This window comes from Sulfitobacter indolifex (assembly GCF_022788655.1).
GTDB lineage: Bacteria > Pseudomonadota > Alphaproteobacteria > Rhodobacterales > Rhodobacteraceae > Sulfitobacter > Sulfitobacter indolifex.
The window spans coordinates 623,914-635,555 of record NZ_CP084951.1 but is presented as its reverse complement, the minus strand read 5'-3'; the positions used below and the strand labels follow the sequence as shown (position 1 = coordinate 635,555).

General features: G+C 62.0%; 14 protein-coding genes. 8 read left to right on the top strand and 6 right to left on the bottom strand.

Going from position 1 to position 11,642, the window contains the following annotated elements; translation table 11 throughout:
* The first annotated feature begins 62 nt into the window (after positions 1 to 62).
* The 4 genes from DSM14862_RS03080 to plsY all read left to right on the top strand — a co-directional run bounded on the left by DSM14862_RS03080 (position 63) and on the right by plsY (position 3,753).
* Positions 63 to 1,010, top strand: a complete 948-nt coding sequence (locus tag DSM14862_RS03080) for an aspartate carbamoyltransferase catalytic subunit (RefSeq protein ID WP_007118949.1) — start codon at positions 63 to 65, stop codon at positions 1,008 to 1,010.
* 56 nt (positions 1,011 to 1,066) lie between these two features.
* Positions 1,067 to 1,600, top strand: a complete 534-nt coding sequence (locus DSM14862_RS03075) for a hypothetical protein (RefSeq protein ID WP_007118948.1) — start codon at positions 1,067 to 1,069, stop codon at positions 1,598 to 1,600.
* 264 nt (positions 1,601 to 1,864) lie between these two features.
* On the top strand, positions 1,865 to 3,145 hold the full coding sequence (pyrC, locus tag DSM14862_RS03070; RefSeq protein ID WP_007118946.1) for a dihydroorotase: 1,281 nt from the start codon (positions 1,865 to 1,867) through the stop codon (positions 3,143 to 3,145).
* On the top strand, positions 3,145 to 3,753 hold the full coding sequence (gene plsY / locus DSM14862_RS03065) for a glycerol-3-phosphate 1-O-acyltransferase PlsY (RefSeq protein WP_007118945.1): 609 nt from the start codon (positions 3,145 to 3,147) through the stop codon (positions 3,751 to 3,753). The genes pyrC and plsY overlap by 1 nt, the downstream gene beginning before the upstream one ends.
* Before the next feature lie 35 nt (positions 3,754 to 3,788).
* On the opposite strand, the gene DSM14862_RS03060 is transcribed toward plsY, so the two are convergent.
* The 3 genes from DSM14862_RS03060 to DSM14862_RS03050 form a co-directional block, all read right to left on the bottom strand.
* Entirely contained in the window at positions 3,789 to 5,159 is a 1,371-nt protein-coding gene (locus DSM14862_RS03060; RefSeq protein ID WP_007118944.1) for a glutamate--cysteine ligase, read from the bottom strand.
* Positions 5,160 to 5,244: 85 nt separating this feature from the next.
* The gene (locus tag DSM14862_RS03055; RefSeq protein ID WP_007118943.1) at positions 5,245 to 5,775 is read right to left on the bottom strand and encodes a hypothetical protein; all 531 of its coding nucleotides are present in this window, start codon (positions 5,773 to 5,775) and stop codon (positions 5,245 to 5,247) included.
* A gap of 16 nt (positions 5,776 to 5,791) precedes the next feature.
* Complete coding sequence (locus DSM14862_RS03050; RefSeq protein WP_040700502.1) at positions 5,792 to 6,511, bottom strand: 16S rRNA (uracil(1498)-N(3))-methyltransferase; 720 nt, start codon at positions 6,509 to 6,511, stop codon at positions 5,792 to 5,794.
* Between the two features lie 12 nt (positions 6,512 to 6,523).
* Here DSM14862_RS03050 and ubiA point away from each other — a divergent pair, with 12 nt between their 5' ends.
* From ubiA to DSM14862_RS03030, 4 genes are read left to right on the top strand one after another with little or no spacing between them, the layout of a single operon-like run.
* Positions 6,524 to 7,498, top strand: coding sequence for a 4-hydroxybenzoate octaprenyltransferase (ubiA, locus tag DSM14862_RS03045; protein ID WP_040700500.1), 975 nt, complete (start codon positions 6,524 to 6,526; stop codon positions 7,496 to 7,498).
* Positions 7,499 to 7,557: 59 nt separating this feature from the next.
* A complete protein-coding gene (locus DSM14862_RS03040) occupies positions 7,558 to 9,483 on the top strand; it encodes an OmpA family protein (protein ID WP_007118940.1) in 1,926 nt (641 codons plus the stop codon).
* The gene (locus tag DSM14862_RS03035) at positions 9,470 to 9,793 is read left to right on the top strand and encodes a hypothetical protein (RefSeq protein WP_007118939.1); all 324 of its coding nucleotides are present in this window, start codon (positions 9,470 to 9,472) and stop codon (positions 9,791 to 9,793) included. Before DSM14862_RS03040 ends, DSM14862_RS03035 begins: the two co-directional genes overlap by 14 nt.
* Positions 9,794 to 9,818: 25 nt before the next feature.
* Positions 9,819 to 10,214 (top strand): VOC family protein, encoded by a 396-nt coding sequence (locus DSM14862_RS03030; protein ID WP_007118938.1) that lies wholly within the window; start codon positions 9,819 to 9,821, stop codon positions 10,212 to 10,214.
* 9 nt (positions 10,215 to 10,223) lie between these two features.
* Here the strand turns inward: DSM14862_RS03030 and DSM14862_RS03025 are convergent, their stop codons facing one another.
* Genes DSM14862_RS03025 through pgsA form a run of 3 tightly spaced genes read right to left on the bottom strand, consistent with a single transcriptional unit; the run spans position 10,224 to position 11,581 of the window.
* On the bottom strand, positions 10,224 to 10,667 hold the full coding sequence (locus tag DSM14862_RS03025; RefSeq protein WP_007118937.1) for a molybdenum cofactor biosynthesis protein MoaE: 444 nt from the start codon (positions 10,665 to 10,667) through the stop codon (positions 10,224 to 10,226).
* Between the two features lie 3 nt (positions 10,668 to 10,670).
* Positions 10,671 to 10,919 carry a molybdopterin converting factor subunit 1 gene (moaD, locus tag DSM14862_RS03020; protein ID WP_113075661.1) on the bottom strand — a complete coding sequence of 83 codons (249 nt, stop codon included), beginning with the start codon at positions 10,917 to 10,919 and terminating at the stop codon, positions 10,671 to 10,673.
* A complete protein-coding gene (gene pgsA / locus DSM14862_RS03015) occupies positions 10,916 to 11,581 on the bottom strand; it encodes a CDP-diacylglycerol--glycerol-3-phosphate 3-phosphatidyltransferase (protein WP_007118935.1) in 666 nt (221 codons plus the stop codon). Before pgsA ends, moaD begins: the two co-directional genes overlap by 4 nt.
* Positions 11,582 to 11,642: the final 61 nt, after the last annotated feature.

Sequence of the window (11,642 nt, the reverse complement as noted above, 5' to 3'; positions counted from 1 at the left end):
TGCGCTTTACGCGCCAACCCACCCGCGCCTATAAGGCGGCAACAGCAGAAGGGATCGCCACCATGTCATTCGCCCATCGCCACCTGCTTGGCATTGAACAACTCTCGCAGTCCGACATTACCACCCTGCTGGATCTGGCCGATACATATGCCGACCGCAACCGCCAGCCGAACAAGCATTCGGACGCGCTGCGCGGGCTGACGCAGATCAACATGTTCTTTGAAAACTCCACCCGCACGCAGGCGAGTTTCGAGATCGCGGGCAAGCGCCTTGGTGCGGATGTGATGAACATGGCGATGCAGGCGTCCTCGATCAAAAAGGGCGAGACGCTGATCGACACGGCGATGACGCTGAACGCCATGCACCCCGATCTGCTGGTGGTGCGCCACCCGCAGTCCGGCGCGGTGGATCTGTTGGCGCAGAAGGTAAATTGCGCTGTGCTGAACGCGGGCGACGGGCGGCACGAGCACCCCACGCAGGCGCTGCTCGATGCGCTGACAATCCGCCGCGCAAAGGGGCGGCTGCACCGCCTCAGCATCGCGATCTGCGGTGACATTGCACACAGCCGGGTGGCGCGGTCGAACATTCTGCTGCTGGGCAAGATGGAGAACCGCATTCGCCTTGTTGGCCCGCCGACGCTGATGCCTGCCCAGATCGACCAATTCGGCGTCGAGGTCTTTGACGACATGAAAAAAGGGCTCGAAGGCGTCGACGTGGTGATGATGCTGCGGCTTCAGAAAGAGCGGATGGACGGCGGCTTTATCCCCTCCGAGCGCGAGTATTACCACCGCTACGGGCTGGACGCCGAAAAGCTCGCCCATGCCAGCCCCGATGCCATCGTTATGCACCCCGGCCCAATGAACCGCGGGGTCGAGATTGACGGCACATTGGCCGATGACATCAACCGCAGCGTCATTCAGGATCAGGTCGAGATGGGTGTCGCCGTGCGGATGGCCGCGATGGACTTGCTGGCGCGCAACCACATTGCTGCCCAACCCGGCGCGGCATGAGCGGAACTCCAAAGGGCCAAGCGGCGTTTTCCTGAGAACAGATAAAGGAAGCCGTCATGCCCCATACAGAAGTCGCCCCGCAAGAAGCCGGCAAAGTCCGGGTCTATACCCTCTCGCTCTCAGATGACGAGGCGCGGGCCATGCGCGATGATGAGACCGCGCAGGCGGCAGCCCTTGGGGTCGAACGGATCGACGCGGCCTATACAGAGGTGTTCCGGGTGGCCGATCTCGATCAACTGGGGCTTGCGGGCTATCTGCGCGACGGCAATGGCGTGAACCCCGATCAAATTGAGAAAGACCGCAGCAAGCTCGCCGCACTGGATGGCTGGGTGTTGATCGTCTACTCCCGCGCTTTCGCCGGGCAATCACTGCACTTGGCCCCGATCCCCGCCCTGACCCATATCGCCACCTATACCGAAGGTGGCCCAGACACCCCCGTGCAAGCGATGGAGGCCGAAGCCGCCCAGCCCTACACCGGCATCCCGCGCGTGTCCCCGCCTGAGCCTGCAAAAGGTGGTGGCGCTAAGACCATGGTCATCATCGGGGTCGCCGCTCTGATCCTGATTATCATCTGGTGGCTGCTATCCTAAGAGCGAATATCGCTGGCGCCCTTGGTGCCAGCGAGGTACATCAACCCAATGCAAGAACCCGAACACGATCCGAAAATGTCTGGCCGTATCGCCATGATCGCCCTGCTGGTCGCCTTTGGTGTGGTCGGGCTGATGATTTGGGTTGGCGGTTAAGGGCTAGCTGCCCGCCGCCTTGCGCGGAAACTGCTTCGTAAATCTGCTTGGTTCGCGGCGCGATTTGGGGCATGACAGCGGCGCATCCGCTCTCGCATCAAAGGCCCGCCCATGACCCAGCTTTTCACCAATCTGCGCCTGCTTGATCCTGAGGCAGGCACGCTTGAGCCTGCGGCGGTTCTGGTCCGCAATGGGGTGATTGCCGAGGTTTTAGATCATGGAGCCACTGCGGCGGACGGCGCAGAGGTAATCGACTGCGGCGGTCACATCCTCGCCCCCGGCATCGTCGATATCGGCGTGAAAGTCTGCGAACCGGGCGAGCGGCATAAGGAAAGCTACCGCTCTGCCGGGCTGGCCGCAGCAGCGGGCGGGGTGACCACGATGGTCACGCGCCCCGATACAGACCCTGCCATCGACAGCCCCGAAACACTCGAATTCGTGACCCGCCGCGCCAATGAGGCCGCCCCGGTGAATGTGGTCCCCATGGCCGCCCTCACCAAAGGCCGCGAAGGGCGCGAGATGACCGAGATCGGTTTCCTGATGGATGCAGGCGCCGCCGCCTTCACCGATTGCGACCGCGTGGTGACCGATACCAAGGTTTTCTCTCGCGCGCTGACCTATGCCCGCAGCCTCGGCGCGCTGGTCATCGCGCACCCGCAGGATCCGGGGCTGAGCAAGGGCGCTGCTGTCACCTCTGGCAAATTCGCCTCGCTGCGCGGCCTGCCCGCCGTGTCGCCCATGGCCGAACGGATGGGGCTGGACCGCGACATTGCCCTAATCGAGATGACCGGCGCGCGCTATCACGCGGATCAGATCACAACCGCCCGCGCCCTGCCTGCCCTCGAGCGCGCCAAGCGCAATGGGCTCGACATCACGGCCGGCGTGGGCATCCACCATCTGACGCTCAATGCGCTCGACGTGGCCGACTACCGCACTTTCTTCAAGGTGAAGCCCCCGCTGCGCGACGAAGAGGATCGGATCGCGGTGGTCGAAGCCGTCGCCAGCGGCCTGATCGATATCATCTGCTCTATGCACACCCCACAGGATGAAGAGAGCAAACGCCTCCCCTTCGAAGAGGCCGCCAGCGGCGCGGTAGGATTGGAAACATTGCTGCCCGCTGCCCTGCGTCTGGTCCATGCCGAGATGATGGATCTGCCGACCCTTTGGCGCGCGCTGTCGCTCAACCCGGCCAAACGCCTTGGCCTGCCCGGTGGGCGGATCGCGGTGGGTGCGCCTGCGGATATGGTGCTGTTCAACCCCGATGCGCCCTTCGTGCTGGATCGCGCGACGCTGCGGTCGAAATCTAGAAACACGCCCTTTGATGGGATGCGGATGCAGGGTAAGGTGATGGCAACTTATGTTGCAGGTTCTTGCGTTTACGAGGCGAATTGATGCCCCCTATCGATACTTCTATTGAAATGATCCTCTTTTGGGCGATGGCCGGGTATATTATCGGGTCGATCGCCTTTGGCATGGTGCTGGCCCGGATGATGGGGCTGGGCAACCTACGCGATATCGGCTCGGGCAACATCGGCGCGACCAATGTGCTGCGGACCGGCAACAAAAAGGCAGCGGCGCTGACGCTGTTGTTAGATGGCGCTAAGGGTGCTGTGGCGGTCTTGCTGGCCCGCGCCTTTGCTGGCGAAGACGCGGCGCAGGCGGCGGCGCTCGGCGCGATGATCGGCCATTGCTATCCAGTCTGGCTTGGGTTTCGCGGCGGCAAAGGGGTGGCTACTTTTCTGGGCATCATGTTGGCGCTGGCGTGGCCTGTTGGGCTGGCATGCTGTGCGGTGTGGTTTATCACGGCGGCACTCTCGCGCATCTCTTCTTTGGCCGCGCTGGCGGCAGCGGCAAGCTCAACCTTCCTTTTGGTGTTCTTCGGCTATGGTGAGATGCTGCTTTTGGGCATCGCACTGACGCTGCTGATTTTCTGGCGGCACCGTGACAACATCAGCCGCATCCGTGCAGGTACGGAATCGCGGATCGGTCAAAAGGGCTGACGCCGCCCCGAGGGCGGCATCAGCATCTTTATCGTTTAGTAGGAATATTCGGCGTAGATGCGGCTTAGGTCGCCGTTCCAGTCGCCATGGTAGTCCGCCAGCAAATCGTCGGCGGGCACGCGGCCTGTCTCGATACTGTCGCGCAGGGCGTTAAGGAAATGCGTCTCATCCGGGACAAGCCCACCAGCGCCGGCACGGGCACGCGCCTTCAAACCGGCTTCTGACAGAGCCACTGCTTCGCGCGCCAGATCATGCATTTTCAACCCGCCCACCTCGGCCTGCAGGCCATGGGTTGAGGCCGCAACCCGCAGTTCTTCGCGTGTTTCAGCATTCCAGCCTTTAACCAAATCCCAAGCGCCATCCAGCGCGGATTGGTCATACATCAAGCCAACCCAAAACGCCGGCAGCGCACAGAGGCGCCGCCAAGGGCCACCATCTGCCCCGCGCATCTCGATAAACTTTTTGACCCGCGCTTCGGGGAAAAGCGTGGTCAGGTGATCGGCCCAGTCGCTCAGCGTCGGCTTTTCGCCGGGCAGCGCGGGCAATTCCCCCTTGAGGAAATCGCGGAAGGACTGGCCAAGCGCGTCGATATATTTACCGTCGCGGTAGACAAAATACATCGGCACATCGAGCGCATATTGCACCCAAGCCTCGAACCCAAAGCCTTCGTCAAAGACGAAAGGCACCATGCCGGTGCGGGCATCATCAAGATTGCGCCAGACCAAACCGCGGGTAGATTTCACCCCGTTTGGCTTCCCATCAAGGAACGGCGAATTGGCGAAAAGCGCGTTGGCGATCGGTTGCATCGCGACGGCCACGCGCATCTTTTGCACCATGTCGGCCTCACTCGCGAAGTCGAGATTGACCTGAACCGTGCAAGTGCGGCGCATCATGGTGGTGCCCATGGTGCCGACCTTCTGCATGTAGCTGTCCATCAATTTGTAACGGCCCTTGGGCATCAGATCCATTTGCTCATGCGACCATTCGGGGGCCGCCCCCAGCCCGATAAAGCCGACGCCGATGTCATCGGCCACGTCTTTCACTTCGCGCAGGTGGGTGTTCACCTCGTCGCAGGTTTCGTGAATCGTCTCAACCGGCGCGCCCGACAGTTCCAACTGCCCGCCCGGCTCAAGACTGATGTTCGCGCCGTCTTTTTCCAGACCGATCAACTTGCCGCCCTCTTCGACCGGGGCCCAATTGTGACGGTCGCGCAGCCCTTCGAGCATCACCCGGATCGAGCGGTCGCCCTCATAGGGGAGCGGCTTGAGCGTGTCTTTGCAATAGCCGAATTTCTCGTGCTCGGTGCCGATGCGCCAGTCTTCGCGCGGCTTACAGCCGTCGGCCAGATACTCGGCCATTTGGTCGTGATGTTCGATCGGGCCGCCGCCGGATTGAGGAATGGACATATGCGAAGGCTCCGTTTTGAAGGGTCGTCTTAGGGTGTCGACTTGGCGTCGTGTCTAGCAGGGATGGGCGGATTTGCCGGGGCTGTCAATGCAGCAAGACATGGGCGGGGCGCAGCGGCGCGCGCTCCCAGATCACAACGGCGTCATGCCGGGTCTTGCGCAACTCAAAGAGCATCCGTTCGGTGCGCAGGCCGGGCAATGCCGCGAAAGCATCAAACAGCGCTTCGGAACCTGCGGCATTTACGGGGATCAACAAGGGCTCTTCATCGTCGCGCGGCTCAAGCCGCCAGTGGGCGGGAAACATCTGCCGATCAAGGCTCAGCCGCTGCAATTCGCGCAAAGAAACCGTGCCACCCGTGAGCGGCCCAAAGTAGGTGACCTGCCCTTCGACCACCTGAACGGCCCCCGCCCCGTCACCTTCACCGCGAAAACGCGCGCGCTGCACGCCGAGCCAGATCAGCGCCGCGCCGCCCGCCAGTGCCGCATAGCCCGGCACCGCCAGTAAAAAGCCCGGCCCGGTGACCAGCCAGAGGCCCAAGAGCATCACCCCCCCGCCGACAATCGCTTCGCGCCAGCGCCAAAGCTGGTCGCGCGCGCCTTGGCGCAGAAAACTCATCGGGCCGCCCTTTGCATCACCAATCTCCCAATGCCTGCTGCCACATGGTCATCGCCGCAACTGCCGCCGTATCAGCCCGCAAAATACGTGGTCCCAGCGTGACGGCATGCGCATGATCGAACCCGTGCAGCCGCATGCGCTCCGCCTCGGAAAATCCCCCTTCGGGACCGATCAAAATCGCCCACGGACCTTGCGCATCTGCTGGCAAGGCGCCGCTTTCCCCGGCCAACGCCTCATCGCAGAACATGATCTGGCGCGACGTATCCCAGCGATCCAGCAACCGCCCGAGCTTCTCAGCCTCGGCGACCTCAGGCACATAGGTGCCGCCGCATTGCTCTGCCGCCTCGACCGCATGGGCCTGAAGGCGGGTTTGCTGCACACGGCCTGCGTTGGTAAACTCTGTCATCACCGGGACAATGCGCGACGCGCCCATCTCGGCGGCTTTTTCGACAATAAAGTCGGTGCGTGTCTTTTTTATCGGGGCAAAGAGCAGCCACAGGTCTGGCGGCATCTGCAACGGGCGGGTCTGCTCCACACAGGTCAGCACCCCACCGCGTTTGCCCGCCTCGGTCACCTCGGCCAGCCATTCGCCATCGCGCCCGTTGAACAGCAGCACCCCGGCCCCAAGCGCCTGCCGCATCACCCCAAAGAGGTAATGCGCCTGCTCGCGCGCCAAAGGAACCGTTTGCCCCTGCCCCAAGGGCTGATCTACATACAATCTGATTTTCGCATTCATGGGGCCAGATATATGCACAACCAGCCGCCTTCGCCAGATGCTCCGCAAGATGGTTCGGTTGCCGATGCTGTGGCCGACAATTGGGTCGATCGCCACGCCCCCCGCGCCCTGCGCCCCTATCTGCGGCTAAGCCGCGCGGATCGCCCCATTGGGACATGGCTGTTGCTGCTGCCTTGCTGGTGGGGGCTGAGCCTTGCGATCTTGTTCGATCAATCACCCCGCTGGGAGGATCTGTGGATCTTTATGGGCTGCGCCATCGGCGCGTTCCTGATGCGCGGCGCGGGCTGCACGTGGAATGACATTACCGACCGCAACATCGACGGCAAGGTCGCCCGCACCCGCTCGCGGCCCATCCCTTCGGGCGCAGTCACGGTGAAACAGGCGTTGGCGTGGATGGTGCTGCAAATGCTGGTGGCGCTGGTGATCCTGCTGACGTTCAACCAAGCGGCGATTGCCATGGGCGTGCTGGCGCTGCTGCCGGTGGCGGTCTACCCCTTTGCCAAACGCTTCACATGGTGGCCGCAGGTTTTTCTGGGGCTGGCGTTTAACTGGGGCGCGATGCTGGCGTGGACGGCGCACGCCGGTACGTTGCACGCGCCCGCCATCGTGCTCTACCTCGCGGGCATCGCTTGGACGCTGTTCTATGACACCATCTATGCCCATCAAGATGCCGAAGATGACGCGCTGATCGGGGTGAAATCCACCGCGCGGCTCTTTGGTGAGAATTCGGGCCAATGGCTGCGGCGATTCTTGATGGCGACCGTGGGGCTGATGGGGATTGCGGTGATCTATGCCGGGCTGCCGGAGGCTTCGGTGCTGGCGCTTGCCATCGCCCTTGGCGGGCCTTGGGCCATGGGTTGGCATATGGCATGGCAGTTGCGCGGGCTGGATACCAACGACAATGCCAAGCTTTTGCAGCTCTTTCGGGCAAACCGTGATACCGGCATGATCCCGCTGTTGTTTTTCGCAGCAAGTCTTCTGGCCTGATTGCACCCCCGGCAGGACGCGCGTATCAAGTCTTGAGCTCAACAACCAGAAGTCCGCCCATGCGCCTGTCCGCCATTTTCATGATCGCCCTGACCTTTGCAGCCGCAGCGGTGGTCTCTTTGGTGGCGGCGAGCTTCTCGGTGCAACTGATTGAGGATACCTCCGAGATCGGCGTGCGTGACGCGCTGGACGATCAGGGCATGACATGGGCCGAGGTGCAGGCCGACGGTTTGCAGGTCACCCTCGCCGGGATCGCGCCCACCGAAGCGGTCCGCTTCCGCGCCCTGTCGACCGCAGGCACCGTGGTCGACGCCGCCCGCGTGATCGACGAGATGGAGGTCGAGGCCCAATCCGGTATTGCCCCGCCGCGATTCTCTGCCGAGGTGCTGCGCAATGATGCAGGCATTTCGATCATCGGCCTGATTCCCACGAGCACCGACCGCGACGCAGTGATCGAGGCTTTCGGCGACATGGCGGGCGACGCCACGGTGACCGATCTGCTTGAATCTGCTGATTATCCGTCCCCCGAAGGCTGGGAAGACGCGCTGAACTTTGCCGTGCGTGCCATGGCCGACCTGCCCCGCGCAAAGGCTTCGGTCAACGCGGGCCGCGTGACCATCACCGCCATTGCCGACAGCGCTGCTGCCAAAGCGCAGATGGAGCGCAAGCTGCAACGCGCGGCCCCGCCCAGCCTGCGCCTGAGGCTCGACATCGCCGCACCGCGCCCGGTGATTACACCCTTCACCCTGCGGTTTGAGATCGACGCCGAAGGCGCGCGATTTGATGCCTGCTCTGCCGACACTGAGGCGGCCGCCGCGCGCATCTTGAAAGCGGGCGTTGCTGCAGGCGCCTCTGAAAACGCCAACTGCACTGTCGGTCTTGGTGTGCCGAGCCCGAACTGGGGTCGCGCCGTGGCGCTGGCGATCGAAGCGCTGAGCCGTGTGGGCCAGGGCTCGATCTCTTTCGCGGACGCCGACATTACCCTGCTCGCCGCACCGGGCACCGATTCTGACAGCTTTGACCGCGTTGTCGGCGAGTTGGAAAACGCGCTGCCCGATGTCTTTGCCCTGACCGCGAAACTGCCCAAGGTCGAAGACCCAAACGCAGGCCCCCCTGAATTTACCGCCACCCTCTCTCCGGAGGGGCAAGTGCAGCTGCGCGGGCGGCTCACCACCGAAGGGCTGCGCGATCTGGCCGACAGCTATGCGAAATCACATTTTGGTTCGAGCAACGTCTATACCGCCGCCCGTCTGGACGAGACCCTCCCCGCCGATTGGGCCACACGTGTGCTGACCGGGCTGGAGGCGATGGCTTCGCTGGCCAATGGCTCTGTCACGGTTACCCCGGACCGGCTTGAAGTGACCGGCAACACCGGCAAGAAAGAGGCGAACACCACGGTCGCTTCGCTTTTGGCTGACAAACTGGGCGAAAGCGCCGATTACAGCATCGATATTACCTACCAAGAAAAGCTCGACCCAATTGCCGGCCTGCCCACGCCCGAAGAATGCGAAGCCGAGATTGGCGAGATCCTTACCATTGGCAAGATCACCTTTGAGCCCGGCAATGCCACGATTGACGCCTCGGCGCTTGGCACGATGGACGATATCGCCGAGGTTCTGAAACGCTGCGGTGACATCCCGTTGGAAATCCAAGGTTATACCGATAGCCAAGGCCGCGAAACGATGAACCTGTCGCTGTCGCAAAGCCGCGCGGAATCGGTTTTGAACGAATTGCGCGCCCGGCGGGTGCTGACGTCTTCCTTCCTCGCCAAAGGCTATGGGGAAGAAAACCCCATCGCTGACAACCAGACCGAAGAGGGTCGCGAGGCAAACCGCCGTATCGAATTCCGCCTGATCCAAGCGCAAACGGACGCGCCCGAAGACGAAACAGCGCTGGAAACTGCCGAAGAAACGGGCGATACCACTGCAGAAGAGATCGGGGAACCCGACGAAACCGAAGAAGGCAGCGGTGATGAGCAGAACTGAGTTTGTCCTGGCAACAGCCATCATTCTTTTCGTGGCATTCTGCATGGGGTGGTTCGCGAACTGGCTGCTGAACCGCTTTACCCGCGTGGCCGCCGACGATGTGGCACAGCTTGACCGGATGAGCCAAGAACTCCACGAAGCCGAAGAAACCCGCGATCAGGCGATTACCTATCTGCAACAGCGCGAAGCCGAGTTGACCAATCAGCTTGCCCAGACTGAGGCAGAGCTGCGCGCCGCGATGGACGGCCTGCGCGATGCCCGGCACGAGGCCGAAGAGATGCGCGCCTACATCGAGCGTCAGAAGGCCTGACCCCCAAGCCCTTCCGGAGACTCCCATGGCCAAACTCGCCCATTCCATGATCCGCGTCCTTGATGAGGCGGCATCGGTCAAATTCTACCAAGACGTCTTCGGCCTAAAGATCGCCGACCGCTTGGATTTTGAGAAATTCACCCTGGTCTATCTGCGCGACGCCACGGGTGAGTTTGAGTTTGAATTGACCGTCAACAAAGACCGCGAGACGCCATATGATCTTGGCGACGGTTATGGCCACATCGCCTTTGTCGTAGACGACCTTGAAGCCGCACGTGAAACCGCAATCACGGCCGGTGCTACACCGCGTGACATCGTTGATTTCCGCCCTGCCGGAGAGACTGTCGCGAAGTTCTTCTTTGTGGCGGACCCCGATGGCTATCAGATTGAAGTCATCGAAAAAGGCGGGCGTTTTACCTAAGACGCAGCGCTACCAGCGCTCGAGCGCTGCCTCGTCTTCGTCTTTTGCAGCAACCCAAGCTTCACCTTCTGCGGTGATTTCGCGCTTCCAGAATGGCGCGCGGGATTTAAGATAATCCATTAAAAATTCAGCCGCCTCAAAGGCGCTGCGGCGATGTCGCGCGGCGCTTGCGACCATCATAATCTGCTCACCCGGCACCAGCCGGCCGTAACGGTGGATCACCAGCGCATCTTGCAATTCGAACCGCGCCATCGCCTGCTCTGCAATCTCGCACAGCGCCTTTTCGGTCATGCCGGGGTAATGTTCGATCTCCATCGCGCTGAGCGTGCCTGCACCATTGTCGCGCACCACGCCGGTGAAGGTCACAATCGCACCACTGCCGCCCTCGCCCTTGGCAAAGCGCGCGGTTTCCTCGGCCAGATCAAAGGGCGCTTCCTGAACCAAAACGCGCATGGGTCAGCCCCCGGTCATCGGTGGGAAAAAGGCCACTTCGCGGGCGCCTTGGAGCGGCGCGTCGAAATCCGTCAATTCCTGATCCACTGCCACGCGAAGTGCGGTGAGGTCAGAAAAGGCCAGCGCATAGCGTTCTTCGCGCCCGCGCAATTCCTCGATCAGTTCGGCCACGGTGGTGGCTTGGCTCTCCACCTGCTCACGCGGCAGGCCGATCCGTTCGCGGACCCAAGCGAAATACAGAACATCCATCAGCGTGGCTCCTTCAGATGTGGCAGCGCCTTGCGCAGGTAGTCAAAGCCGGTGATGGCGGTCAGCACCGCCGCGATCCACAGCAGGACCAGACCCAACAGCCCTGCCCATTCCATCCCGGCCAGCTTCCAGCCCAGTCCCAAAGTATCTTCGACCTCGCCATCAAGGATTGCTTCGATCATCTGCTGGTCCATGCCGAAAACGCTCATCCCAAGGTAATGCTCGAACACGCCTTGTGAGAACAGCACGGCAATCGCGATCATCTGTAGCGTCGTCTTCCACTTGGCCAGTTGCGTGACCTTCAGTGTGCCGGCCACATCGCCCAGATACTCCCGCAAGCCCGAAACAAAGACCTCACGGAACAGGATCAGCGTCGCGGGCAGCACCAGCCACGGTGACCAGCTTGAGAATGCCACGATTACCATCAGTGCGATTACGACCATCGCCTTATCGGCAATCGGGTCGAGCATCGCACCCAGTTTGGTCTCTTGCCCCCACGCGCGGGCAAGGTAGCCGTCAAACCAATCCGTCACCGCTGCGCTTACGAAGAGCACCAAAGCGAACCAGTCGGCATAGGGCCGCGTAAAATAGAGAAACATGACCGCCACACCGGGGGCCGCAACCAGCCGGAGCAGGGTCAAGATATTGGGCAAATTCCATTTCATAACGTCATCCTATCGCGCGCCGTTGACGGCTGAAAGGACGAAACCGCGCCAGCGCTCCGCC